The 23,367-nt window shown below is 57.8% G+C and carries 24 protein-coding genes, 1 tRNA gene, 1 other RNA gene, 2 pseudogenes and 1 other annotated feature; of the genes and pseudogenes, 15 read left to right on the top strand and 13 right to left on the bottom strand.

The features are described 5' to 3' along the window. Window position 1: 1 nt before the first annotated feature. A pseudogene (locus HMPREF9081_RS14665) lies at window positions 2-112 on the top strand (secretion protein HlyD); the annotation flags it as partial. Here the strand turns inward: HMPREF9081_RS14665 and HMPREF9081_RS12385 are convergent. From HMPREF9081_RS12385 to HMPREF9081_RS12360, 6 genes are all read right to left on the bottom strand, one after another. Then, a complete protein-coding gene (locus HMPREF9081_RS12385; protein ID WP_006307755.1) occupies window positions 112-1,587 on the bottom strand; it encodes an MATE family efflux transporter in 1,476 nt (491 codons plus the stop codon). The pseudogene HMPREF9081_RS14665 and the gene HMPREF9081_RS12385 overlap by 1 nt on opposite strands. Further along, entirely contained in the window at window positions 1,584-1,925 is a 342-nt protein-coding gene (locus HMPREF9081_RS12380; RefSeq protein WP_006307754.1) for a HepT-like ribonuclease domain-containing protein, read from the bottom strand. The genes HMPREF9081_RS12385 and HMPREF9081_RS12380 overlap by 4 nt, the downstream gene beginning before the upstream one ends. Beyond that, window positions 1,915-2,202: a nucleotidyltransferase family protein gene (locus HMPREF9081_RS12375; RefSeq protein ID WP_006307753.1), complete on the bottom strand. Its 288-nt coding sequence runs from the start codon at window positions 2,200-2,202 to the stop codon at window positions 1,915-1,917. The genes HMPREF9081_RS12380 and HMPREF9081_RS12375 overlap by 11 nt, the downstream gene beginning before the upstream one ends. Window positions 2,203-2,306: 104 nt before the next feature. Next, window positions 2,307-3,119 (bottom strand): MetQ/NlpA family ABC transporter substrate-binding protein, encoded by an 813-nt coding sequence (locus HMPREF9081_RS12370; RefSeq protein ID WP_040395280.1) that lies wholly within the window; start codon window positions 3,117-3,119, stop codon window positions 2,307-2,309. A gap of 118 nt (window positions 3,120-3,237) precedes the next feature. Continuing rightward, entirely contained in the window at window positions 3,238-3,891 is a 654-nt protein-coding gene (locus tag HMPREF9081_RS12365; protein ID WP_006307751.1) for a methionine ABC transporter permease, read from the bottom strand. Then, entirely contained in the window at window positions 3,860-4,912 is a 1,053-nt protein-coding gene (locus HMPREF9081_RS12360; RefSeq protein ID WP_006307750.1) for a methionine ABC transporter ATP-binding protein, read from the bottom strand. The genes HMPREF9081_RS12365 and HMPREF9081_RS12360 overlap by 32 nt, the downstream gene beginning before the upstream one ends. Before the next feature lie 286 nt (window positions 4,913-5,198). Here HMPREF9081_RS12360 and HMPREF9081_RS12355 point away from each other — a divergent pair, with 286 nt between their 5' ends. From HMPREF9081_RS12355 to HMPREF9081_RS12345, 3 genes are all read left to right on the top strand, one after another. Next, on the top strand, window positions 5,199-5,765 hold the full coding sequence (locus HMPREF9081_RS12355; RefSeq protein WP_040395276.1) for a DUF3793 family protein: 567 nt from the start codon (window positions 5,199-5,201) through the stop codon (window positions 5,763-5,765). Between the two features lie 49 nt (window positions 5,766-5,814). Then, window positions 5,815-6,249, top strand: coding sequence for a flavodoxin (locus tag HMPREF9081_RS12350; RefSeq protein ID WP_006307748.1), 435 nt, complete (start codon window positions 5,815-5,817; stop codon window positions 6,247-6,249). A 184-nt stretch (window positions 6,250-6,433) separates the two neighbouring features. Continuing rightward, window positions 6,434-7,360 (top strand): hypothetical protein, encoded by a 927-nt coding sequence (locus HMPREF9081_RS12345; protein ID WP_006307747.1) that lies wholly within the window; start codon window positions 6,434-6,436, stop codon window positions 7,358-7,360. Here HMPREF9081_RS12345 and HMPREF9081_RS14215 read toward each other — a convergent pair. The 5 genes and pseudogenes from HMPREF9081_RS14215 to HMPREF9081_RS12330 form a co-directional block, all read right to left on the bottom strand. Beyond that, a complete protein-coding gene (locus HMPREF9081_RS14215; protein ID WP_218916828.1) occupies window positions 7,264-7,914 on the bottom strand; it encodes a Fic family protein in 651 nt (216 codons plus the stop codon). The genes HMPREF9081_RS12345 and HMPREF9081_RS14215 overlap by 97 nt on opposite strands. Window positions 7,915-7,933: 19 nt before the next feature. Beyond that, window positions 7,934-8,081 (bottom strand): annotated as a pseudogene (locus tag HMPREF9081_RS14660) (secretion protein HlyD); the annotation flags it as partial. A gap of 16 nt (window positions 8,082-8,097) precedes the next feature. Further along, entirely contained in the window at window positions 8,098-9,405 is a 1,308-nt protein-coding gene (locus HMPREF9081_RS12340) for a glucosaminidase domain-containing protein (protein ID WP_006307745.1), read from the bottom strand. Next, window positions 9,392-10,168 carry a class I SAM-dependent methyltransferase gene (locus tag HMPREF9081_RS12335; RefSeq protein WP_006307744.1) on the bottom strand — a complete coding sequence of 259 codons (777 nt, stop codon included), beginning with the start codon at window positions 10,166-10,168 and terminating at the stop codon, window positions 9,392-9,394. Before HMPREF9081_RS12335 ends, HMPREF9081_RS12340 begins: the two co-directional genes overlap by 14 nt. Then, window positions 10,165-10,743, bottom strand: coding sequence for an HD domain-containing protein (locus HMPREF9081_RS12330; RefSeq protein ID WP_006307743.1), 579 nt, complete (start codon window positions 10,741-10,743; stop codon window positions 10,165-10,167). The genes HMPREF9081_RS12335 and HMPREF9081_RS12330 overlap by 4 nt, the downstream gene beginning before the upstream one ends. A 162-nt stretch (window positions 10,744-10,905) precedes the next feature. On the opposite strand from HMPREF9081_RS12330, the gene pheA reads away from it, so the two are divergent. Further along, on the top strand, window positions 10,906-11,763 hold the full coding sequence (pheA, locus tag HMPREF9081_RS12325) for a prephenate dehydratase (protein WP_006307742.1): 858 nt from the start codon (window positions 10,906-10,908) through the stop codon (window positions 11,761-11,763). Between the two features lie 14 nt (window positions 11,764-11,777). After that, a complete protein-coding gene (gene aroF, locus HMPREF9081_RS12320; protein WP_006307741.1) occupies window positions 11,778-12,812 on the top strand; it encodes a 3-deoxy-7-phosphoheptulonate synthase in 1,035 nt (344 codons plus the stop codon). A 72-nt stretch (window positions 12,813-12,884) separates the two neighbouring features. On the opposite strand, the gene HMPREF9081_RS12315 is transcribed toward aroF, so the two are convergent. After that, the gene (locus HMPREF9081_RS12315; RefSeq protein ID WP_006307740.1) at window positions 12,885-13,256 is read right to left on the bottom strand and encodes a RidA family protein; all 372 of its coding nucleotides are present in this window, start codon (window positions 13,254-13,256) and stop codon (window positions 12,885-12,887) included. A gap of 94 nt (window positions 13,257-13,350) precedes the next feature. Further along, complete coding sequence (gene pyk / locus HMPREF9081_RS12310; protein ID WP_006307739.1) at window positions 13,351-14,766, bottom strand: pyruvate kinase; 1,416 nt, start codon at window positions 14,764-14,766, stop codon at window positions 13,351-13,353. A gap of 400 nt (window positions 14,767-15,166) precedes the next feature. On the opposite strand from pyk, the gene HMPREF9081_RS12305 reads away from it, so the two are divergent. The 9 genes from HMPREF9081_RS12305 (at window position 15,167) to HMPREF9081_RS12270 (ending at window position 22,623) form a co-directional block, all read left to right on the top strand. Next, on the top strand, window positions 15,167-16,600 hold the full coding sequence (locus HMPREF9081_RS12305; protein WP_040395269.1) for an alanine/glycine:cation symporter family protein: 1,434 nt from the start codon (window positions 15,167-15,169) through the stop codon (window positions 16,598-16,600). Between the two features lie 179 nt (window positions 16,601-16,779). Next, the gene (pfkA, locus tag HMPREF9081_RS12300) at window positions 16,780-17,745 is read left to right on the top strand and encodes a 6-phosphofructokinase (protein WP_006307737.1); all 966 of its coding nucleotides are present in this window, start codon (window positions 16,780-16,782) and stop codon (window positions 17,743-17,745) included. 116 nt (window positions 17,746-17,861) lie between these two features. Further along, window positions 17,862-17,952, top strand: a tRNA-Ser gene (locus tag HMPREF9081_RS12295). Between the two features lie 33 nt (window positions 17,953-17,985). Then, window positions 17,986-18,085: signal recognition particle sRNA small type (gene ffs / locus HMPREF9081_RS12845), an RNA gene on the top strand. Between the two features lie 79 nt (window positions 18,086-18,164). Beyond that, a complete protein-coding gene (gene dnaX, locus HMPREF9081_RS12290; protein ID WP_040395261.1) occupies window positions 18,165-20,003 on the top strand; it encodes a DNA polymerase III subunit gamma/tau in 1,839 nt (612 codons plus the stop codon). Window positions 20,004-20,173: 170 nt separating this feature from the next. Further along, on the top strand, window positions 20,174-20,500 hold the full coding sequence (locus tag HMPREF9081_RS12285; RefSeq protein ID WP_006307736.1) for a YbaB/EbfC family nucleoid-associated protein: 327 nt from the start codon (window positions 20,174-20,176) through the stop codon (window positions 20,498-20,500). Beyond that, a complete protein-coding gene (gene recR, locus HMPREF9081_RS12280; RefSeq protein WP_006307735.1) occupies window positions 20,500-21,096 on the top strand; it encodes a recombination mediator RecR in 597 nt (198 codons plus the stop codon). The genes HMPREF9081_RS12285 and recR overlap by 1 nt, the downstream gene beginning before the upstream one ends. Window position 21,097: 1 nt before the next feature. Then, complete coding sequence (locus tag HMPREF9081_RS12275; RefSeq protein WP_006307734.1) at window positions 21,098-21,343, top strand: pro-sigmaK processing inhibitor BofA family protein; 246 nt, start codon at window positions 21,098-21,100, stop codon at window positions 21,341-21,343. A 38-nt stretch (window positions 21,344-21,381) separates the two neighbouring features. Beyond that, a complete protein-coding gene (locus HMPREF9081_RS12270; protein WP_006307733.1) occupies window positions 21,382-22,623 on the top strand; it encodes a M20 family metallo-hydrolase in 1,242 nt (413 codons plus the stop codon). A 286-nt stretch (window positions 22,624-22,909) separates the two neighbouring features. After that, window positions 22,910-23,367 (top strand) — a sequence feature (16S ribosomal RNA rRNA prediction is too short).

Here is a 23,367-nt window from a genome sequence, read left to right as displayed (position 1 = left end):
GATTGAGGCAGCAAACCGGACGCATAGCCAAAGCTATGTGGAGGATTTGCTAACGAAAAGCGGGCGAAAAAGATGCGCTAAGATGGCGCGGCTGAATTTATCAGTGCTTCCCTATGCGTCGTTGTTCTGCGGCATCCGGTGCAGTGCTCTCCGGCAGCCCATCCAGAGGAGCACTCCCATAACGAGGAAGCTGACATTATATGCATTGTAGACGATGTGCATGGAGTGGATGCCGACGAGGTCCCATCCATAGCACCATGCAACGCGGAATACGCAGTAGGCGGCGAGTGCGGTCAGCATCGGATAGAGCGTATCGCCGAGCCCTCGGATCGCTCCGATGTAGATCTGATTGATGCCATAGAGAAAGTAAAATGGGAAGGTACAGTAGACGGCGTCAAGCGCGTTCTCTGTGACGGCAGGATCGCTCGTAAACAGGGAAACAAGCGTGGGAGCGGCGAGTCCTGTGACGAGTGCCATTCCCATTGTGCCGAATCCCGCAAGTTTCAGACTCACATGCAGACCCTCCCGTACGCGCATGAGGTCATGTGCGCCGATGTTCTGTCCGATGAAGCTCGTGAGTGCAATGCCGAATGCGAAGAGCGGATAGTAGAGAAAGCCCTCGATGCGCGCATAGACGGTCATGCCCGCCATCGCCGCGTAGCCGAAGGAGTTGATATAGAACTGAATGACGAGCGAGGAGATGCTCATAAAGACCGCCTGCAGCCCTGCGGGGATGCTCGTGCCGAGGATGGGTAGGAGGTGCGCGGGCTGGAAGAAGGGGTGCGTGAGGCGTGGCTGCCATGCACCGTGGAGATGGAGGAATTTGCGCAGGGCGAGCAGTGCCGCCGCATACTGGGCGATCACGGTGGCGGCTGCCGCACCTGCGATGCCGCACGGAATGACGATCAGGAGCAGGACATCGAGTGCGATGTTAAGGACGACGGCAACGGCGAGGTAGTGCAGCACACTCGTTGTGTTGCCGAGTGCGCGCAGGATGGCGGCTGCTGTGTTATAGAGGAGCTGCGCGAGCATACCGAGAAGGGCGACGCGCAGATAGAGACTCGCCATCGGGATAAGTTCATCGGGGGTGGAGAGCGCGGTGAGGAGGACGGGCGTCAGTACGATGCCCGCCGCCGTGAAGAGAACGGCAAAGACGAATACGGTGACGAAGATACTCTGCACAAGCCCACTCAGACGCACATATTCCTTTTCCCCATAGAGATGGGAGATGAGGACGCTGAGTCCCGCCGAAAAGCCGATGAAGAAGTTGACAATGACGGAGAGAATGAGCCCTGCCGTGCCGACCGCCGCGAGTGCCTCTGCGCCGAGCACCTGCCCGATGAGTGCGGTGTCTGCGATGGTGTAGAACTGTTGGAGCAGTTGTGAGAGCAGGATGGGCAGCATGAAGATGAGCAGCTGCCGCACGATCGCGCCGCGCGTAAAGTCCTGCTGATCGGCGCTGTGGAACAGCAGGACGTGCAGGTGGTGCAGATTGTGATGGAGGAAATCATAGGTGAGCGGGTTGCGTATGCCGTAGATCCGCTCGCGGCGTTTGAGTGCGTGGAGTTTGTTGAGGATTTTGTTCATAAAGAATAAATTTTATGCAGTTGTCGATATAGTGCAGGAATATCACTGATGATCGTCTCCCACAGCAGTTCCTTGTCTACGGATTCGTATTCATGTGCAAAGAGATTTCGCATGCCGCGCATTTCAGACCACGGCAGATCTGCGTGAATGCTTTTGAACTCCTCCGATATGCGTTTGGAAAGTTCACCAATCTGAAAGAGCGACATGCAGCACGCATTGTAAAAGACATGATCGTGCTTGAAAATTTCTTTTGAAGTGCGGAACCTCTCTACGGTGTTCATTAGCTCAGCACAATGTCGCAGGATGTGTTTTGCAATCTGTCTGTCTCTATCGTTCATAGAGCAGCACCTCGTCTTTTCTCAGATTCGCCTGAAATGTTTCGGAATCAGGGAGCTTGCTTAACAGATCGAGTTCTGTACCGAGTGCATCCGAAAGATCGGAATAGATGCCTCCCAGCATGAAAAAACTCTTAATATCTCCTTCGATACGTAAGTCGACATCGCTTGCTTCGGTTGCATTGCCGCGTGCATACGATCCAAAAAGATAGGCTTTTCGTATGGGGTACTTTTTGCATACAGGAACAATGCGTTCCTTGATGGCTGCGATTGATAGCATGGCAATATCCCCTCCTAATATCTATATTTTATCATATATAGAGGAGGGATGGAAACAAAAACAGGAGAGCCGTATGGCTCTCCTGTGCAACATGCAATCCATCCTCAGAATGCGGGGATGATTGCGCCCTTGTATTTCTCGTTGATGAAGTTCTTGACCGCCTCGGAGTGGAGCGCCTTCATGAGCGCCTGAATCTCGGGGCGGTTCTCATCGCCCTGACGGACGACGAGGATGTTGACGTACGGGGAGGTCTTGTCCTCCATGAAGAGGGCGTCACGCGTCGGGATGAGATCTGCCTGCATTGCCCAGTTCGTGTTGATGACGGAGATATCCACGTCGTCGAGTGTGCGCGGCAGCTGCGGCGCCTCGATCTCCTTGAAGTTCAGCTTCTTCGGATTGTCGACAACATCCTGCACGGTCGCTGCTGCACCGACGCCGTCCTTGAGCTTCAGCAGGCCTGCGTGCTCGAGGAGGAGCAGGGCGCGTCCGCCGTTCGTGGGATCGCTCGGGATGGAAACCTGCGCGCCGTCCTTCAGCTCGTTGATGTTCTTGATCTTGTGCGAGTAGATGCCCATCGGCTCGACGTGGACGCCGAGGACGTTTACGAGCTTCAGCTCCGGATGCTCGGTGACGAAGTTCTTGAGGTACGGCTCATGCTGGAAGAAGTTCGCGTCGATTTCCTTGTCGTTCGTCGCGAGGTTCGGCTGCACGTAGTCATTGAACTCGACGATCTCGAGCTTGACGCCTTCCTTTGCGAGCTCAGGTTTGATGACCTCGAGGATTTCGGCATGGGGGACGGGGGAGGCGCCGACCTTGACGACCTTCTCTGACTTTGCGCCGGCGTTGTCCGCGCCGCCGCCGCAGCCGACGAGGGCAAGCGCCGTGACGGCGAGGGCGATGGTGAGTAATTTCTTCATAAGAACCTCCTTCATGCTCTGCGTTATAAGTTCAACGCATACACCTCGTTACGCAAGTGATCGCGTGCTCCACTAGGGTTTGCTTTTGAACTCATGTCGCAAATAAACAATATAAAAATTATCTCTTATTCAGCCGTGCGGCGAGGCTGTTGCCCGCAAACTGCACAAGCTGGACGAGAACAATGAGGATGACGACGGTCGCGATCATGATGTCGGGGCGGAACCGCTGATATCCGTAGCGGATCGCGAGATCGCCGAGGCCGCCGCCGCCGATCGCACCCGCCATCGCGGACTCACCGACGAGGGCGATGATGACGGTCGTGAGCTGGCTGACGATGCTTGGCATGGACTCAGGGAGCAGAACGCGTGAGATGATCTGCATGGGCGTTGCTCCCATCGAGAGCGCTGCCTCGATCAGTCCGTGCGGCACCTCGCGCAGTGAGGTCTCCACCTGCCGCCCGATGAAGGGGACGGAGGCAATGACAAGCGGCACCATTGCCGCTGTCGTGCCGATCGCGGAGCCGACGATGAGACGCGTCAGCGGAATGATTGCAACCATCAGGATAATGAACGGAATGGACCGCACGGCGTTGACCACCGCACCCACCGTGCGGTTGAGCATCGGTGCGTCGAGGATCTCGCCTTTGCTCGTGACATGCAGGAGCACGCCGAGCGGAACGCCGATCGCGGTCGAGATCGCCATGCTGATGACGACCATATAGATCGTCTCGCCCAGCGCCTTAGTTAGAAGGGGCATCATTTCGGCGGACATAGCCAATCACCTCCTGTTTCAAATGCTGTGCGGAGAGATATGAGATCACTGCCTCAATCTCGGCACGCTCGCCGCGTACACCGATGATCATGCGACCGAACGGCAGCTCCTTGATCTGGTCGAGCGTGCCGAAGAGCATTGTGACCTCGATGTCGGGGAAGAGGCGAATCATACCCGCGAGCACAGGATCATCCGCGCTCTCACCAAGGAATGTCAGGCGCAGCAGCATATAGCTGTCCCGGCTCGGCGTGTGTTCGATGGGATTCCCGCGGAACGCCGTCGGCAGCTCGTTCGAGAGGAGCACGCTGATGAACTCCTTCGTGATCGGCTCGCGCGGCGCAGTGAACACATCCACCACGTCGCCCTCCTCGGCAATGACGCCGCCGTCGATGACCGCAACGCGGTCGCAGATATCCTTGATGACCTGCATCTCGTGCGTGATGACGACGACGGTCAGGCCCATGCGGCGATTGATATCGCGAATGAGCGCGAGGATGGACTTCGTCGTCTGCGGGTCGAGTGCCGAGGTCGCCTCATCGCAGAGCAGTACCTTCGGCTCGTTTGCAAGTGCACGCGCGATGCCGACACGCTGCTTCTGTCCGCCCGAGAGATGGCTCGGGTAGGCGTCCGCCTTGTCCGCGAGCCCGACGAGGTCGAGCAGCTCCGTGACCTTCGGTTTGATTTCATCCGCAGACTTTCCCGCAAGTTTCAGCGGAAACGCGACGTTGTCGTAGACGGTCGCGGAGGACAGCAGGTTGAAATGTTGGAAGATCATGCCGATATGGCGGCGTTCCTCGCGCAGCTCGCTCTCACTCATCTTCATCAGGTCGCGTCCGCCCACGAGCACCTCGCCGCTCGTCGGACGTTCAAGCATATTGATGCAGCGAATGAGCGTGGACTTGCCGGCGCCCGACAGTCCGATGATGCCGTAAATGCTGCCGCGCTCGATGGAGAGATCAATGCCGCGCAGTGCGTGGATGTCGCCCTCGTATGTCTTTACAATATTTTTTAGATATATCATATGGTAGGTTTCCTTTGACTGAGATTCCGATTAAACGTAGCACAGACGGGGAGCTTTGTCAATGTTTTCAGATGCACTCTCTATGTGTTCACGTTAAATTCTTCCTATTGATAAATAGAAAAGATTCGGTTGTCAGTGAGGGCAATCTTCGCTATAATAGATACAGACCAAATACTCACCTCTGTGATAAAAGCTGTTGCTAATGAGAATCGTTTACGGTATAATGAAATATCGGACGAATTTCGAGGGCGTTTTGTTGCGCCATAGCGCAGAGGGGGATATTACGATGCGTTGTCCAGATTTTGAGCATTTGCTCGGCTATCACGCTGCACCCCTGCTTGCGGGTCTGACGGCGGGGAGCCTGCTGTCCTTTCAAAAGAGCCGCTTTCAGGATTTTGAGGCGCTGCTTGCGTCCTATGAGCCGTGTTTTTCCTGTAAGGGGATCTCGATGTTCCGTGTGGCAGAGGGAGAGGAGTATGTCCTCATTCTCTTCTATCGGGAAGAGCTTGTCGCACGTGCACTCGCTGTGCCAAAGGCGCAGGAAATCCTGTGCGAGGCAGGCTATCGCCTGACAGACAGCATGGAGGAGCGGCTCGAGTTCCTGCGTCTCCGCATGCGTGTGCGCAAGACACTCCCGCCGGAGGTCGGACTTTTTCTCGGCTATCCTCCGGAGGATGTGCGCGAGTTCATCACGCGTCGGGGGCAGGATTTCGTTTACAGCGGATACTGGAAGGTCTACACGAACGAGGCCGAGGCACGAGCGCTCTTTGAGCAGTACTCGGTCTGCACACAGGAGTTCTGTACGCGGCTGGAGGCGGGGCGCCCCCTTGCCGAGTTGGTGCAGGCAGTATAGAGAGCGTAGGGAATCTACGGCTCTCGGATTTCTATGAGGAGGATTTCACATGGCAAAGGTAGCAGTTGTGTACTGGTCCGGTACGGGCAACACGCAGAAGATGGCAGAGGCTGTCGTCGAGGGTGCGCAGGGTGCGGGCGCTGACGTCGAGTGCTTCGAGGTGGACAGCTTCTCCGTGGATCAGATCGACGACTTCGATGGTCTTGCACTCGGCTGCCCCTCGATGGGTGCGGAGGAACTCGAGGAGGGCTCGTATGAGCCGTTCTTCGCAGAGGCAGTCGACAGTGGAAAGCTCTCCGGCAAGCCGGTCGTGCTCTTCGGTTCGTGGGGCTGGGGCGCAGGTGCTTGGATGGAAACTTGGTCCGAGCGTACGACGGAGGCAGGCGCAAAGCTCGTCAACACCTTCATCGTCGAGAATGAGCCGGATGAAGAGGGCGTTCAGGGCAGCAAGGATCTTGGCGCAGAGCTCGTCAGCGCGCTCTAAACTGCTCGGCATCCAATGATAGAATCAGAGTCGCTTCGCGCGGGGCGGCTCTTTTTCTGTATGCAGAGTATTTTTTAGAAGGATTTTAGGGATATGACAGAGAATTTATTAAGGATATGTGTTTTGCTATGAACTCGTTTCGTGCGTTTGTTTGATTGTGATGGAGGGAAAGGGTTGATGGTCTATGGAAACTGAGACAGCGGCAACCGCTGCACAGGCAGTGGGGTTCATTCATCCCATGATGGCGGACGTGATGACGATACTCTCGTTCGTTCTCGTCGTGGCGAGCGTTGCGATCGCTGCGGTCGCGACACATTATGCGTGGCGGCAGACGGGCGGCACCGTCGATGTCATCGAGGGACATGTTTCGTGGCTGCGTACGGAGGCAGAGCGCCTTTCGGCAGAGATCCAAGCGTCGGTGATGAAAGACGGACAAACGGCGGAGGAAGTCAATCGACTCAAGGAGCAGTTCGCACAGATCGAACCCCGCCTCGTTCAGATGGAAGCGCTGGTAAAGCACTTCGCTGCGGAGATTGAGGCGTTGAAAGAGCGTCCCGCTGCCGCACCGCCGCCGCCACCTGAGCCGGAGCCCGTACCGGAACCGGAACCTGTGCCGGAGCCTGCACCCGAACCGGAGCCGGAGGAAGACGAGATCAATCTGGATGAGCTGCTTGAGAGCAAGCCCATCTGGCAGGATCTTTTGGATGATTATCATGCGCTGCGCGAGACCTTTTCACCCGAGCGCGGTGAGGAGCTCTGTCAGCCCCTCATCGATAAGTATGGTCTGCATCTCCTTGTCTGCACAGATCACGCGGCGAACAAAAACGGCAAGACAATGCCAAAGTTTGAAACGGTCGAGGATGTCAATGAGGCGACCTTCTGGGCGTATGACATCCCCGGGCAGCCCGGAGACTACGCTGTCATCCCGAGTCCCATGTTCCCCTACGATCAAATGATGCATGAGGAAGCGGGAATGAAGGAGACCTTCGCCACACGCTACGAGGCCGGCAAGAGCTATGACAAGCTCACCGTAGACGTGCCCGCCCTCTTCACCCTGCGCAAGGATAAGTGGAACATCGAGCAGCCGGGACTGCTGAAGCTCGAGGAATAAGGTTTACTGTAAAAAAGAACCGTTGCTGAGGATCGACCTCGGCACGGTTCTTTTTGTGTGGGACGTGAAGGGGCTGTTGCACGAAACAAACGTGCAACAGCCTCAATTTTGTGCAAAAAACACAGAAGGAGGCGTTTCATCAGAGCGGTGGTGGAGAGTGTTTCACTGCCAAGTGCGATGAGGAGGCGTTCGACCGGTGTCCGATCTTGGTCGGTGACTTGGTCGCTATCTTGATCGGTCTTGCGACCAACAACACTTATTTTCTGATTCAGCATGAACTCGTAGGCAGCATAGGCGTTTTGTACCTCCCGAATTTCGTTCGGGTTGCCAAGGACACGTTTGCCGTCTAGAATCGCCGTTACTTGCTCCAATGAGAGTGAATTATGTTCGATCGCAAGAGAAGAGTGAATCGTTCGGATTCTGTTCTCACGTCGTAGATGTGGACCGATCGAATCGCCTTGGAGAACGGTGATGCGACCGACCTGTTCGCTGATTTCTGCAATCAGCGAAGTGATTCTGTCCGTCATGTGGAATGGCAGTTCGTAGTCGCTCATAGCACGCCTCCATGTTTTTAGGAAGCACTGATAAATTCAGCACCGCCATCTTGACGTATCTTTTTTGCCCGCACTTCGTCGGCAAATCCTCCACATAGCCCTTGCTATGCGTCCGGTTTGCCTCCTTGTTCGGACGAAAAAATCTACGCCAATCTGACGGACTTCATTTTATCAGCGATTCCTTTACTTCTTCTTGTGCCTTTTGTCGCCCGCATCATTGAGGCATGCCTGCAAAAGGATCTGGTTCACGAGGATGTCGATGTTTGTGGGGGCGATGGCGGCACCATCCGCGAGTGCTTTCCACGCGCCTGTGTAGTCCTTCGTGCGGATGAGGGCGACGGCGAGGGCGCTGTAGCTGTCCGCGTTCTGCGGTGCGCGGCGGATGGCGTCGCGCAGAGGGGCAACCGCCTTCGCGGGGCTGTTCTCCGCGAGGAGGGTGAGCCCGTAGTTGTAGAGGGCGGCGGCATCGTCAGGGGCGACTTTCAGGTAGACTTCGTAGGCGCGGCGAGCTTCCTTGACGTTCCCTGCGCCCGCATGGGCGAGTGCGATTCCGAGGTAGGGCTCGGTGCGTTTCGTATTGCGCTTGTGCGCGGCCTTGAAGTCATCAAGCGCCTCTGCGTAGGAGCCGCGATGGAGATAGACGAGCCCGCGATAGATGTAGTTGTCGGCATCGCCCGCCTGCATGATGTGTGCATTCGCAGCGCGAAGCGATGCGTCCGAGCCATCGGGGGCGCGCGCGGCATCGCGGATGATGAGGATCTCCTGCCCGTAGTTCCTGCCGGGGACTGCCCAGACGCCGTTGAGGTCTGTCCAGCGCGTGAGCCGTCCGTAGATATCGGGGCGGTTCCTGCGGATGAGGTCGTAGCGTGGGTCGACGATCGGATTCGTCGGGCGTTCTTTGCGGCTGTACGCGAGGAGGTGTTGGATATGGGCGCGCGCACCCGTGCGCATGTCGGGGAAGGAGAGCCCTTTCACGCCGCCCCCGGTTGCGCCGAGTCCGCAGAAATTGTTCTGCTTCCAATCCACGTCGCCGCCGTAGGCGAAGCAGCCCGTCTCCTTGAACGCCTGCGCGAGCGCGACATCGGCACGTACACCTTCGTGCTCCGCCTCTTCGTAGTAGGCATGGACAAGCTCTTCGGGCGTGCCCGTGAGTTTCGGGGTCGGATTGCGGCGCAGAAGGTAGGCGAGCATCTGCTCCTCGGTTGCCGTTGCCTCGCCCGCGATGGTGACTTCGGTCGGCTCCGTCGTGGGCATTTTGAGGATGTCGGGATTTGCGGCGGGCAGGGCGAAATGGATTTCTGCGGCAAGTGTTGCATCCACCGTCGTTCCTTGTGGGATTGTGTCGGGAAATGCGGGGCGTAGGATCATAGGACCGGGATCCGGGGGCGGTGCTGCATGGATGGGAGCGATGCAGAGAAGCGCGGAAGCAGAAAGAATGGCAGGGATCTTTTTGACAATCACAGGTGTGTTCCTTTCGTTACTTCGTTCCATAGAGCATGCCGATACCGCGCATCATGAAGCGCACGGGCGCGGGCATGGGAATGTTGCGTTCGGTGTTCGGGAGGTAGGAAACGTCGGCAATCCCCTTTTCCTGAAGATAGGCGACGAATTCATCCATGTTGCCGTACATATCCCTGTTTCCAAAGGTGTCGTGCAGGGCGAATGCACCGCCCTTTTTTAGAACGCGCAGGGACTCCTCGACGAGCAGGAACTTGTCCTTCTGTGTGCGCACCTCATGAAAGACGAAGTTGCTGACAACAGCATCGAAGTGATTGTCGGGGAAGTCGAGCTTTGCTGCATCTCCGTGCTGAAATGTGCAGCGATCCGCGACACCCTCGGCGGCAGCATTTGCCTCGCACTGCGGCTGCCCGTAGTTCCACATCGGCGGCCAGTAGTCGATGCCCTGTATCTCGGCGAGCGGGAAGCGTTTTGCCGCGCTGATGCTGAGTGCACCCGAGCCGCAGCCGACCTCGAGCGCACTGCCGAGTCCGTCCCACGGCAGCTGATCGAGCAGATAGCCGTGGATGCGCCGCATGAGGCCGCCGCCCTCGAAGGAGAAGACATAGCGGCAGTAGTACATATAGAGGACGACGAGCGTTGCAATGCCGGATAGGATGGCGAGGATGAAGAAGGGGGCGGTCACGCGGTCGTAAATGAACGCATAGAGCGCAGTCAGCACGTAGAGCACGGCGGCGATTGCCACGAGAGTTTTCATCATCGGGGTGGAAATCCAGTTGCCATAGTTCGTTTTCATATCGTCTCCTCCTTTTTCAGTGATGAAATGACTTTTTCTACTTCGTTGTTGATCTCTGCACGCAGATCTTTGAGTGTGGGCGAAAATGCTGCCTCCTTGATGCCGTATGTGCGTTGGAGATCGTACTCAAGCGGGAGCCATGTGTGCGGATCGCCCTCGTTGTGCGTGATGACCGCCTCCATGCGGTCGAGTGCACGGGCGATGTGCGCTTCCTCGGTCTCCATCGCGTCCATCTCCGCAAAGAGGGCGCGTACTTCTGCCGCGTACGGCGCAGGGAGCGCGTTGATCCATTCATCGCGTCGACGATGTTCATGCGCACGGTCGGCTTCCGTCTTTTCAAAGGTTGGAATGTCACCCGTAAAGACTTCGCCCATGTCGTGCAGCAGCGCCATGAGGAGCAGGCGCGTGAGGTCGACAGAGGGAAATTGATCGCGCAGAAAGTATGCCATGAGTGCCATCCGCCAGCTGTGCTCGGCGACGCTCTCCTGCCGTCCCGACTTCATCCACGCGTGGCGCGTGCGCTCTTTGAGTCCGGCGATGCAGTGGATGATGGCGAGATATTCCTTTGGCGACATAGCTGCTCCTTTTCATGCGGCTGAGAAATTATCTCTATTATAGCACAGGTGTGGAACAAGTGAAACGCATATGAAATGAAAGTGTTTCCCATTGCTCTTGTCAACACGCCGCGCATATAGTATAGTAGAGGACACTGGGGACTCCTATGGGGAGGAATGTGTGTGAGACAAAAAATGGGCGTACTCGGTCCGGTAGGGACGCACAGCGAGGCTGCTGCGCTCTATCTCGTGGAGTGGCAGAAACGCGACTGCGAGATTGTCTGTTACGGCGATATCGGTGAGTGTCTGCACGCGGTGGAGACAGGGGCGGTGGACGCTGCGTTCGTGCCGGTCGAGAACTCGCTCGAGGGGGCGATCGCCGTGACGCTCGATTCGCTTGCACGCTCGGATACGCTGCGCGTCAGGCATGAGGTGATCTGGCCCGTGCACAACTACCTCATGGCACGTGCGGCGGACAGTGAGATCTACGTGGTATACTCGCACGCACAGCCCATCGCGCAGTGCCGTGACTTCCTCTTGCGTCACTGTCCGCAGGCAGAGATTATCAAGACGGCAAGCACGGCACGCGCGGCGGAGATTGTTGCGCATGCTCCGCCGGATGCGGGGGCGACGGCAATCTGTACGCGCCGTGCGGGGGCGCTGAACGGTTTGGTCGAGATTGCAGGCAAGATCGAGGATCGCGGCTCGAACTGTACGCGTTTCTTTGAGGTTGTGCGCGATGGGGCTGCTGCGCCGCCTGCAGAGGCGTCCGACACGGTGCTCGTCGTCTGTCAGATCGACGGCTCCCGTGCGGGCGCACTCTACGACGTGCTTGGCGAGTTTGCGCGCCGTGCGGTGAACCTCACGCGCATCGAGTCACGCCCTGCGCGAACGGAGCTTGGTGCATACATATTCTTTTTCGATCTCGATGCCCACAGCCCGGAGGATGCTGTACGCGCCTCCATCGAGGCTGTTGCCGCGAAGAGTATCTGGCTGAAGGTGCTTGGTGTTTTCCCCGTGCACATGGCACACAATGAATAGTAAGGAGAGATACCATGGTCGTCATTATGAATTCGGATGCCACACAGGCAGATATCGAGAACGTCATTCGTGCCATTGAGGAGAAGGGGCTCGAGGCAAAGATTATGGAGGGCGCGCGGCAGAAGATTGTCGGTGTCATCGGTGACAAGACGAAGCTCGCGGCGACACCACTGGACGCGATGCACGGTGTGGAGACGACCGTTGCCATCTCCAAGAGCTACAAACTTGCGAGTCGTGAGTTCCACCCCACGCCGACGGTCATCGATATTCGCGGCATCAAAATCGGTGATGGTACGCCTGTCGTCATGGCGGGGCCCTGTGCCGTTGAGTCGCGCGACCAGCTGATGGAGACGGCAGAGATCATCAAGGCAGGCGGTGCTCAGTTCATCCGCGGCGGCGCGTACAAGCCGCGCACCTCGCCCTACGCATTTCAGGGGCTCGAGAAAGAGGGCCTGAAATATCTCGCTGAGGCACGCGAAAAGACGGGGCTTGCCGTCGTCACCGAGGTGACGGTGGTGGAGGCTGTGGACACGGTTGCCGCCTATGCGGATCTCCTCCAGATCGGCGCGCGCAATATGCAGAATTTCGGTCTCCTCAAGGCGGTCGGACGTACCGGCAAGCCCGTCATGCTCAAGCGCGGGCTCGCCGCGACCATTGACGAGTGGCTGAACGCGGCAGAGTACATCATGAACGAGGGTAACCCGAACGTCATCCTCTGCGAGCGCGGAATTCGCACCTATGAAACGTACACGCGCAACACGTTCGACATCAGCGCAATCGCCGCGATCAAGCATCTCTCGCACCTGCCGATCATCGCCGATCCGAGCCACGGCACGGGCAAGTGGCGCATGATCAAGCCGATGTGTCTTGCCTCGATTGCGGCAGGCGCGGACGGACTCATCATCGAGGTGCACCCAAACCCCGCACGCGCACTCTCCGACGGACCGCAGTCACTCACGCCCGAGAACTACAAGGATCTCATGGTGAGTGTAAAGAAGCTCGGCCGCTTCATGAAGGACGAGGCGATTGAGCCGATGGTCTTGGGATAACGATACAGACATAGAAAACGGGACGATCCGCGCGGATCGTCCCGTTGTTGTGTTCCGATGGAATGTGTCGCCTCACACCTCCGCGATCACTTCGATCTCGCAGAGGGCACCCGCAGGCAGAGCCTTTGCGGCGACGCAGGAGCGTGCGGGCTTGCCCGTGAAGTGGTGGGCGTAGACCTCGTTGAATGCGGCAAAGTCGCCCATGTCCGCGAGGAAGCACATGGTCTTGACGACGCGTGTGAGGTCGGTGCCGGCGGCGGCGAGGACGGCGGAGAGGTTTTTGCAGACCTGTTCCGCCTGTTCGCCGACTGTTGTGCCCGTGATCTTGCCGACGGCGGGGTCAATGCCGATCTGTCCCGAGGTGTAGACGAGATTGCCGACCTTCATTGCCTGACTGTAGGGGCCGAGGGCTGCGGGGGCGTTGTCGCTGTGAATGACTTCCATAATAGTTTCCTTTCATTTAGGCATCTTTGTTCAAAAAAGGAAGCCGTTTCGGATACAAGCGGCTTCCTTTCGTTTACCAATTATCAGCGATTCCTTAGGCAATCGTTGTGACGCGGACGGCGACGGAGCCACCCTCGTTGTAGGTCATGCCTGCGACCATGACGACCTTGTCGCCTTGTGTGACGTAGCCATGCGAGAGGGCACTACGCGTGCAGGACTCGATCATGTCTTCGACGTTCGTCCACTTGCGCCCTTGGATGGAGTAGACACCCCAACGCAGATTGATGTGACGTGCAATCATTGGGTTCGGTGCGTAGGCGACAATCATCGCCTTCGGGCGGTACTTCGATACGACACGCGTCGTGTAGCCGGATTGGGTCGGCGTCAGAATGGCAGCAGCGCTCGTCTCATAGGCGAGCTGCACGGTTGCATGCGAAACGGCGTCCGTCACCGAGGAGCGCTCGCGGATGCTGCGCGAGCGAATGATGGTGTCGTATTCGAGCGACTCCTCCATGCGTAGGGCAATCGTACTCATCATCTTGACCGCCTCGACGGGGTAGTCGCCGCTTGCCGTCTCACCGGAGAGCATGATGGCATCCGCGCCGTCGAAGATCGCGTTGCCGACATCCGAGACCTCCGCGCGTGTCGGGCGCGGGTTCGTCGTCATGGATTCGAGCATCTGCGTTGCGACGATAACGGGCTTGCCGACCGCGTTGCACTTACGGATGATTTCCTTCTGGATGACGGGCACGTCCTCGGCAGGAACCTCGACACCGAGGTCGCCGCGTGCGACCATGATGCCGTCCGAGACCGCAAGGATTTCGTCAAAGTTGTTGACGCCCGCGAGATTCTCGATCTTCGGGATGATCTCCATGTGACCGCCGTGCGTTGCGATCAGATGGCGGATCTCCTCCACGTCTGCGGGACGTTGGATGAAGGATGCCGCCACGAAGTCCATGTCGTTCTGAATGCCAAAGATGATGTCGCGCTCGTCCTGCTCGGAGATTGCGGGCAGACCAAGTTCGACACCCGGTGCCGCCACACGTTTGCGCGTGGACATCGGCCCTGAGTTCTGCACGGTCGTCACGATGTCCTTGCCGCGAATCTCATCGACGACAAGTCCGACGAGCCCATCCGAGAGGAGCAGCGTGTCACCTGGTTTCACCTCGTTATAGAGGTTCTTATGGTTGACGCTGACGTGCGTCGCATCGCCCGGTGCATCGTCATGGGTCAGCGTGAACTTCTGCCCCTTTTCGAGCTGTACCTTGCCCTCCGCGAACTCGCCGAGACGCATCTCCGGTCCCTTTGTATCGAGGATGAGCGAGATGACCTTCCCGGAGCGCTCCGCCGCTGCACGCACCTTGTTGATGCGCGCGAGATGCTCGTCGTGCGTGCCGTGCGAGAAGTTGAAGCGCGCACAGTTCATTCCGCTCTCGATGAGCGCGTCGACAATTCCCTCGGGATCCGTTGCCGGTCCCTGTGTGCATATGATTTTCGTCTTTTTCAGCATATTATACTCCCCCGCTTTTTGGGAATCACTGATAAAATGGAACTATCGGCAATTCCTCTGTCCCTGAAATTTACAACTACTGTCATTTTACACTCTTTTTAGAGAGAAGTAAAGGAATCACTGATAAAATGAAGTCCGTCAGATTGGCGTAGATTTTTTCGTCCGATTGAGGAGGCAAACCGGACGCATAGTCCAAGCTATGTGGAGGATTTGCAGGCATTGAGCGGGCAAAAAAGATGCGCTAAGATGGCGGTGCTGAATTTATCAGTGATTCCTAAAGGAATGGACATATAAATCTCCCCAAATGGCTGTGCCTATAAAAGAATACAGGAATCCAATTTGACAAAAACTTGCTTCTTCCATTATTATGAAACGTATTCTTTTTAGAAAGGGTGGTTTTATGGATTTCCTCAATACGATCGTCGGCACGATCAACGATTTTCTGTGGACTTATATCATCATCGTTGTGCTTGTCGGCAGTGGTCTCTGGTTCACGGTATCGACCGGACTTGTTCAGCTGCGTGCGCTGCCCGAGATGGTGCGCCTGCTCGCGGGCGATCTCGGACGGCGTCCGAGCGGGCGCAAGGCGATCTCCTCGTTTCAGGCATTCTGTGTGAGTACCGCCTCGCGCGTCGGTGTCGGTAACATCGCGGGGGTTGCGATTGCGATTGTGACGGGCGGTCCCGGCGCGGTCTTCTGGATGTGGGTCATCGCCTTCATCGGAACGGCAACGGGCTTCGTTGAGAGCACGCTCGCCCAGATCTACAAGATTCCGCGTGGACACGGACTCTTTCATGGCGGACCTGCGTACTACATCCAGAATGCTCTCGGGCAGCCGGCAGTAGCAAAGCTCTTTGCCGTGCTCATCTCCGTGACCTTCGGTCTCATCTATGTATCGGTGCAGGCAAATACGATCGCGCTCTCGATGGAGAAGGCATTCGGCATCGACACATGGGTGATGGGCGGTGTCCTCGCTGTGCTCTCGGGTGTGGTCATCTTCGGCGGCATCCAGCGTGTGGCAAATTTTGCAACCCTGCTCGTGCCTGTGATGGCGGGCATCTATCTCCTCATTGCACTCATTACCGTCATTCTGCACATCGATCAGGTACCCGCGATGTTTGCGCTCATTCTGCACGATGCGTTCAGTCCGCAGGCGGCGGTCGGCGGCGGCATCGGCACGGCGATCCTCACGGGGATTCGCCGCGGACTCTTCTCAAACGAGGCGGGGGAGGGTTCCATCCCGAATGCGGCGGCGACGGCGAATGTCACGCATCCCGTCAAGCAGGGCCTCGTGCAGGCGTTCGGTGTTTACGTTGATACATGGATTGTCTGCTCGGCGACGGCGTTCATCGTCCTCCTCACCGGGCAGTATGTGATCGGCGGCGATACGACGGGCATCGCACTCGCGCAGGACTCGCTCGCGAGCGTCTTCGGTCCGTGGGCGTCGAGCCTCCTCGCCGTACTCATCTTCCTCTTTGCCTTCAGCTCCGTTGTCGGCAACTACTACTACGGTGAGGTCAACATCCACTTCTTCGGCGGAAACACGGAGCGTGCGCTCTTCGTCTATCGTCTTGGCGTGGTTGCAATGGTCTTCTTTGGGTGCATCGCGGCGTTGGGGCTCGTGTGGAACCTCGCCGACCTCTTCATGGCGATGATCTGCGTCACGAACCTTTACGCCATCGCACGCCTTGCACCGCTTGCGCGCATTGCGCTCACAGATTACTTCGCGCAAAAGGCGGCGGGCAAGAACCCTGTCTTCGATCCCTCCATCATGCCGGACCTGCACGGCATTGTTGGGTGGGATGAGGAGCAGCTGCGTGCACAAAAACACTGATATTGGTATGGAGAAAGAGATTGGATTTCCTCAGCAGAGGACTCCAATCTCTCTTTTGTATGGACGCAGCGGCGAAAGGTTTTTTCTGCGAAACTCTTTACTTTTTACGCATGCTTTCGTAGAATAGAGAATAGAAAACGATTCGCACAAGCGTGACATACGGGACGGGGGATGTTTTTATGTTGAAAAAGGCAATTGCGGTCGTCACTTCGGGCGGAGACAGCCCGGGCATGAATGCGGCAGCGCGCGCGGTGGTGCGCACGGCGATCTACGAGGGTGTCGATGTCTATGGCATTCACAACGGATACAGCGGCATGGTGCACGATGATATCGAAAAACTGACGACGCGCAGCGTCAGCGATCTGATTCAGCGCGGCGGTACGTTCCTCGGCACGGCGCGCAGCAAGTCGTTCATGACGCCCGAGGGGCGCAAGACGGCATTCGAGAATCTGCGCAAGCGCGGCATCGAGGGACTGGTCATCATCGGCGGTGACGGCTCGCTTACGGGCGGCTCGCTCCTCAGCAAGGAGACGGGAATGCCGATCGTGGGGCTGCCGGGTACGATTGACAACGACGTCTGGGGCATGGACTATACGATTGGCTGCGACACGGCGTGCAATACGATCGTGGATGCGATCAACAAGCTGCGCGACACGGCGTCGGCGCATCGCCGCATCATTCTTGTCGAGGTCATGGGGCGTCACTCGGGCTGGCTCGCGATGATGTCGGGCATTGCCGGTGGTGCGGAGTACATCCTTGTACCGGAGGTGGCATACGATCTTGAGGAGATCAGCTGCGAACTGAAGGAGATGTACGAGGCGGGCAAGCGCTACAGCATCATTGTGGTCGCTGAGGGCGCGGGCTCGGCTGTGGAGATCGGCAAGATCATCCGTGAGAAGACGGAGATCGACACGCGCGTTTCGGTGCTCGGTCATATCCAGCGCGGCGGTTCGCCGACGGTCGAGGATCGCATCAAGGCGTCGATGCTCGGTGAAAAGGCGGCGCTCGCGATCATCTCAGGGGTCAGTGATGTGGTCTATAGCTTCAACGAAGGGCAGGTCGTGGGCGTAAACCTCTTCGAGGCGGTCAACAATACGAAGACACTCGATCCGGAGCTCGTGCGGCTCTCACGCGTGTTGGCGTAAATGGAAAACAGGGGGCTGCTGCGTGCAGTTCCCCTTATTTTTTTCTTGACAGGGCGCAGCTCTCATGTTAGACTAGCAAGCGTTGCAGAAGTGAATAGCTTTTTTAGAGAGCACGTGGAGAGTTGTCCGAGTGGTTGAAGGAGCACGCCTGGAAAGCGTGTGTGCGGTGATACCGTACCGAGAGTTCGAATCTCTCACTCTCCGCCATTTTTATTGATTTTTCTCAGGGCGGGCTGCAGTGCCTTGGTCTCACGCAATGGGGCCCTGTGAACCCCGTCAGGTCCGGAAGGAAGCAGCGGTAAGCGGATCGTTCCATGTGCCGTGAGGGCGCCTGGGGACTGTGGTCTGCCGTGGGAGAAATCGCGTGTATCCGGTGCAGCCCCGTGAGGGCTGTTTTTTTGTTGTTGGGAGGTTTTGCCATGTCCTACGTTGCGCTCTATCGCCGTTGGCGGCCGGAGAGCTTTGCCGATCTCGTGGGGCAGGAGCATATCAGCCGCACGCTTGCCCGTGCGGTTACATCGGGGCAGACGAGTCATGCCTACCTCTTTACGGGGCCGCGCGGCACGGGTAAGACGAGCACGGCAAAGATTCTTGCGCGCGCGCTGAACTGCGCCGAGGGTCCGACACTCACGCCGTGCGGCGTCTGTGACTCCTGCCGCAGCATCAGCGACGGCTCGTCAATGGATGTGTTCGAGATCGACGCAGCGTCGAACCGCGGTATCGATGAGATCCGTGATCTGCGCGAGTCCGTGAAGTTTGCGCCGACGGCGGGGCACTATAAGATCTACATCATCGACGAAGTGCATATGCTGACGACGGAGGCGTTCAACGCGCTGCTCAAGACACTCGAGGAGCCGCCCCCGCGCGTCATCTTCATCCTCGCGACGACCGAGCCGCACAAGGTCCCCGCAACGATCCAGTCGCGCTGCCAGCGCTACGACTTTCACCGAATCACGGTGACGGAGATCCGCGATCGGCTGATCCACGTGTGCAAGGAGTCTGGCATTGCAGCGGATGAGGACGCGCTCTCCATCATCGCCGTGCAGGCGGACGGCGGTATGCGCGATGCGCTCTCGATCCTCGATCAGTGCATGGCGCTCGCCGAGGGCACGCTCACGGCGGAGCGTGTGCAGGAGGCGCTTGGACTCGTCGGGCGCGTATGGATTGAAAAGATGGCACTGCAGATTGCGGATCGTACGGCAGCTCCGCTCATCGAACAGCTCGGCGAACTTCTGCAAAACGGACGCGAACTCAAGCAGATTCTCGCGGAACTCGCGGCGTATTTCCGCAGCCTCATGATTGCGGGCGTGGGCGGCGCGATTGGCGCGGCGGAGCTCACCGAGGGGCAGGCGGAGCAGTTGCGTGAGAGGGCGGCACGCTTTACGCAGGAGGAGATCATGTCGATCCTGCGTCGACTAAATGCGTGCATGCAGGAGATCCGCTTTGCGCCTCAGCCGCGCATTGCAGTTGAAGCGATGCTGATCGGACTCTGTCGTCCCTCGGAGTCGGGAGATGCAGAGGGGACATCGCTGCCCGCAAGTCCTGTCGATGCCGCGCGTATTACACGACTTGAGGAAGAGGTGCGGCGACTGACGGAGCGGCTTGCGGCAGGCGGCATACCCAATGAGGGGACTGCACTCACTGCGGCGGCATCGACAGCGGCACAGGAGCCACTACCGCAAAGTGCGGTGCCAAAGCCCACGCGAACAGCTGCAGCGGAGCCCTCCGTGCAAAAAAGTTCTGCGAGTGCACCTGCGGCGAATGCGCCGCGCCAGTTGGACGCCGCCCTCTGGAAAACATTTCAAACGCGGCTCAAGGAGCGGCATAAGCTCGCAGCCTCCCTGCTTTCGGGGGCGGGCTATGAGGGGACAACCGAAACGCATTTCTTCATCCGTCCCGCGACGGAGATGGCGCGCGACTACATCATGACACGGCACCGCGCCGTCTTTGAGGAGGTCCTGACAGAGATTGCCGGACGTCCGCTTGCCGTCGTCTGTACGGGAGGCGAGGAGGCTGTGGCTCCACCGCCCCCTGCAAAGGAGCCGGGATATCCTGCACCTGTTACAGAACTCCTCAAGATCGCGGGGGATGGTGCGCGTGTGGAGGAGGTCGCTGCATCGGCAAAGCGTCCTGTGCCGATGCCAATACCAACGCCGACGGCAGAAGAGAATGAGCCCTATGAGGTGTATGAGCCGACGGCGGACGAGGAGGCAGAGATGTTCGACACGGATGAACTGCCGCCCGATGCGGACACTTGACGTTGTGGGCGGTTTTTGTTAGGCTATGAATATATACGCTATGCGTACTTCACGCGAGCGCCTCGTTACGCAAGTGATCGTGTGCTTATTCGCCTGCTTCACTAGGGTTCGCTTAGGAGCGACACATAGCTTCTGGCTTCTATCTTGCTAAACATAAAAGGAGAGTTACTATGTTCAATGGCGGCGGCAATATGGCCGGTATGATGAAAAAAGTCCAGAAGATGCAGAACGAGATGAAGAAGATGCAGGACGAACTGAAGCGCAAGACCGTCGAGGTGTCGGCGGGCGGCGGCGCAGTGAAGATCGTCATGGACGGCGAAAAGCAGGTACAGAGCCTCATCATTGCGCCTGCGGCAGTTGATCCCGAGGACATCGAGATGCTGCAGGATCTCATCTCGGCGGCATTTAATGAAGCAACGAAGAAGGTCGACGAGATGATGGCACAGGAGATGGGCAAGCTCACGAGTGGATTGGGACTCCCGCCGGGACTCCTCTGATGCACACCATTGCGCCGCTCACGCAGCTCATGGAGCAGTTCCGTGCACTGCCCGGCATCGGAGCAAAGACTGCGGCACGCCTCGCCTACCATGTCCTCGATATGGATATGGAACGGGCGCGTCGGCTTGCCTCTGCCATCGTCGAGGCAAAGGAGAAAATCGGTTTTTGCTCCACCTGCTTCAACCTCACGGACAGCGACCCGTGTGCCATCTGCATGGCAGAAAAGCGCGACCACACGACCATCTGCGTTGTTGAGCAGCCGCCCGATGTGGCGGCAATGGAGCGCATGAACGACTACACGGGCGTCTATCACGTTCTGCATGGGGCGCTCTCCCCAATCGAGGGCATCGGTCCGAACGACATCCGCATCCGCGAACTTGTCACGCGTGTCGGCACGTCCGACGTGCAGGAAGTTATCGTCGCAACCAATCCCAACGTCGAGGGCGAGGCGACTGCGATGTATATTGCGAAGCTGCTCAAACCCATGGGCGTGCGTGTCACGCGCATTGCGCATGGGCTGCCCGTTGGCGGCGATCTTGAGTACGCGGATGAGGTGACGCTCTCGCGCGCCATGGAGAACAGAAGGGAGATCTAGGATGGACATTGTTGCAGGCATTGCTGTTGGCATCATCGTATTTGCAATTCTTGGCAAGCTGATCGCGCTGCCGTTCCGTATTCTGTGGAAACTCATCACGAACAGCATCGTCGGTGCGATCATCCTGTGGGGCATCAACCTCTTTGGTGTCGGCATTGAGATCACCTTTCTCAAGGCTCTCATCGTCGGTATTTTTGGCATACCGGGCGTCATTGTCGTATGCATGGCGCACGTCGCTGGATTCTGAACAGGGACATACCCATCCAGAAAAGGAGAGATTCGACGATGGTCAATCAGGAACGACTGGCACAGGATTTTGCGGTGATGCAGAAAATCACAGCACCGGGCGAAGGCATCAACCGACTTGCATTCACGGACAGCGACTGGGAAGGACGTGCCTATCTCATGCGGCAGATGGAGGCAGCGGGGCTCACCCTGCGCACCGATGCGTTTGGGAACGTCCTCGGACGCCTTGCGGGAAAGGATGACAGCCTCCCCGCCGTCATGTGCGGCTCGCACAGCGACAGCGTCCCGCGCGGCGGCAACTACGACGGACTCGCGGGTGTGCTTGCGGCGATTGAGACTGTCCGCAGCATGCGCGAGGACGGCGATCGGCCTGATCATCCCGTCGAAATCGTCCTCTTCATGTGCGAGGAGTCCAGCCGCTTCTCTGCCGCAACCCTCGGCAGCCGTGCCATGCGCGGGGAACTTCCGCTTGAGGAACTGCATCGCCTGCATGACAAAGGCGGGAAGAGTCTCTACGACGTGCTGAAGGAGCGCGGGCTCGATCCCGACAACATTGCGGCGGCGAAGTACACACAGCCGCTCAAGGCGGTGCTCGAACTCCACATTGAGCAGGGCAAAGTACTTGAGCATGAACGGCTTCCCATCGGCATCGTCACAGGCATCGCTGCGCCGGCACGCTTTTACTGTGAGATTCACGGAGACGCCGATCACAGCGGTGCAACCCCCATGTCCCTGCGCCATGACGCCCTCTGTGCGGCGGCAGAAATCATCCTTGCCGTCGAGCATGCGGCGGGGGCACAAGTGGATCCGCCCGTGGTCGGTACTGTCGGCGTCGTCGATGTTACGCCGGGCGTGATGAACGTCATTCCCGGCGATGTGGCCCTTGGCATCGACCTCCGAAGCATCGACGCAAACGCACGCGAGCAGGTCGAGCAAACCGTGCGCAGTGAGATTGCCGCTGTCGTGCATGCACGCGGCCTTAGCTGCGAGATTCGCCCCGTCAGCAAGGACATGCCGGCACACATGTCACCTGCTGTCGTCGAAATTATTGCTCAGGAGGCGGAGAGGCTCGGATTCGCCTATCGAAAGATGCCAAGCGGAGCGGGCCATGATAGTATGCACTGGGCAGACTACGCGCCGACCGGCATGATTTTCATCCCTTGCAGGGATGGGGTTAGCCACAACCCGGCTGAGTACGCGAGCATCGAGCAAATCGTGACGGGAGTGCGGCTCTATTCTGCAACTGTGCGCCGTCTTACCATGCGCGGCGAAGAAATTTAGAAAAACTTGAAAAAGGGGGTTGACGAGAGTCAACCCTTTGTGTTATATTATGACAGTCGCGCCGATGAGAGCTACGAGGAACTGGAAAGAGCCTTGAAGCCTTGTGCGGCGCAGGATGTACCCTGAAAACTACACAATGCAAAACAAGTTAGAGGAAACTCTAACAGCCAGATGCAACATCGTTGATGTCAGTCAACGAAACACAATTCTTTTACAAGAATGACATAATGAGCCAACAGGCTCTTCACATTAGCGGAGAGTTTGATCCTGGCTCAGGACGAACGCTGGCGGCGTGCTTAACACATGCAAGTCGAACGGGATGATTTAGAAGCTTGCTTTTAGAGAATCTAGTGGCAAACGGGTGAGTAACACGTAGGCAACCTGCCGACAGGATGGGGACAACATTCCGAAAGGAATGCTAATACCGAATGAAGCGCAGGAGAGGCATCTCTCCTGCGTGAAAGATGGCCTCTATATATAAGCTATCACCTGTCGATGGGCCTGCGTCTGATTAGCTGGTTGGTGAGGTAACGGCTCACCAAGGCGACGATCAGTAGCCGGTCTGAGAGGATGAACGGCCACATTGGGACTGAGACACGGCCCAGACTCCTACGGGAGGCAGCAGTGGGGAATCTTCCGCAATGGGCGCAAGCCTGACGGAGCAACGCCGCGTGAGTGAAGAAGGTCTTCGGATCGTAAAGCTCTGTTGATGGGGACGAATGTACGGAGTGCGAATAGTGCTCT

It is taken from the genome of Centipeda periodontii DSM 2778, from assembly GCF_000213975.1.
GTDB lineage: Bacteria > Bacillota > Negativicutes > Selenomonadales > Selenomonadaceae > Centipeda > Centipeda periodontii.
This window is presented reverse-complemented; position numbering and strand designations above follow the sequence as displayed.

Excerpts from the sequence above, each read along its gene's own strand:
- HMPREF9081_RS12270 (WP_006307733.1), top strand. The coding sequence starts at position 21,382 with ATGGTCAATCAGGAACGACTGGCACAGGATTTTGCGGTGATGCAGAAA.
- pfkA (WP_006307737.1), top strand. The coding sequence starts at position 16,780 with ATGTTGAAAAAGGCAATTGCGGTCGTCACTTCGGGCGGAGACAGCCCG.
- HMPREF9081_RS12355 (WP_040395276.1), top strand. The coding sequence starts at position 5,199 with ATGCGTTGTCCAGATTTTGAGCATTTGCTCGGCTATCACGCTGCACCC.
- HMPREF9081_RS12330 (WP_006307743.1), bottom strand. The coding sequence starts at position 10,743 with ATGTCGCCAAAGGAATATCTCGCCATCATCCACTGCATCGCCGGACTC.
- HMPREF9081_RS12315 (WP_006307740.1), bottom strand. The coding sequence starts at position 13,256 with ATGGAAGTCATTCACAGCGACAACGCCCCCGCAGCCCTCGGCCCCTAC.
- HMPREF9081_RS12375 (WP_006307753.1), bottom strand. The coding sequence starts at position 2,202 with ATGCTATCAATCGCAGCCATCAAGGAACGCATTGTTCCTGTATGCAAA.
- HMPREF9081_RS12340 (WP_006307745.1), bottom strand. The coding sequence starts at position 9,405 with ATGGAACGAAGTAACGAAAGGAACACACCTGTGATTGTCAAAAAGATC.
- HMPREF9081_RS12380 (WP_006307754.1), bottom strand. The coding sequence starts at position 1,925 with ATGAACGATAGAGACAGACAGATTGCAAAACACATCCTGCGACATTGT.
- aroF (WP_006307741.1), top strand. The coding sequence starts at position 11,778 with ATGGTCGTCATTATGAATTCGGATGCCACACAGGCAGATATCGAGAAC.
- HMPREF9081_RS12350 (WP_006307748.1), top strand. The coding sequence starts at position 5,815 with ATGGCAAAGGTAGCAGTTGTGTACTGGTCCGGTACGGGCAACACGCAG.
- recR (WP_006307735.1), top strand. The coding sequence starts at position 20,500 with ATGCACACCATTGCGCCGCTCACGCAGCTCATGGAGCAGTTCCGTGCA.
- dnaX (WP_040395261.1), top strand. The coding sequence starts at position 18,165 with ATGTCCTACGTTGCGCTCTATCGCCGTTGGCGGCCGGAGAGCTTTGCC.
- HMPREF9081_RS14215 (WP_218916828.1), bottom strand. The coding sequence starts at position 7,914 with ATGAGCGACTACGAACTGCCATTCCACATGACGGACAGAATCACTTCG.
- HMPREF9081_RS12370 (WP_040395280.1), bottom strand. The coding sequence starts at position 3,119 with ATGAAGAAATTACTCACCATCGCCCTCGCCGTCACGGCGCTTGCCCTC.
- HMPREF9081_RS12335 (WP_006307744.1), bottom strand. The coding sequence starts at position 10,168 with ATGAAAACGAACTATGGCAACTGGATTTCCACCCCGATGATGAAAACT.
- HMPREF9081_RS12365 (WP_006307751.1), bottom strand. The coding sequence starts at position 3,891 with ATGTCCGCCGAAATGATGCCCCTTCTAACTAAGGCGCTGGGCGAGACG.
- HMPREF9081_RS12385 (WP_006307755.1), bottom strand. The coding sequence starts at position 1,587 with ATGAACAAAATCCTCAACAAACTCCACGCACTCAAACGCCGCGAGCGG.
- HMPREF9081_RS12305 (WP_040395269.1), top strand. The coding sequence starts at position 15,167 with ATGGATTTCCTCAATACGATCGTCGGCACGATCAACGATTTTCTGTGG.
- HMPREF9081_RS12285 (WP_006307736.1), top strand. The coding sequence starts at position 20,174 with ATGTTCAATGGCGGCGGCAATATGGCCGGTATGATGAAAAAAGTCCAG.
- HMPREF9081_RS12345 (WP_006307747.1), top strand. The coding sequence starts at position 6,434 with ATGGAAACTGAGACAGCGGCAACCGCTGCACAGGCAGTGGGGTTCATT.
- pyk (WP_006307739.1), bottom strand. The coding sequence starts at position 14,766 with ATGCTGAAAAAGACGAAAATCATATGCACACAGGGACCGGCAACGGAT.
- HMPREF9081_RS12360 (WP_006307750.1), bottom strand. The coding sequence starts at position 4,912 with ATGATATATCTAAAAAATATTGTAAAGACATACGAGGGCGACATCCAC.
- HMPREF9081_RS12275 (WP_006307734.1), top strand. The coding sequence starts at position 21,098 with ATGGACATTGTTGCAGGCATTGCTGTTGGCATCATCGTATTTGCAATT.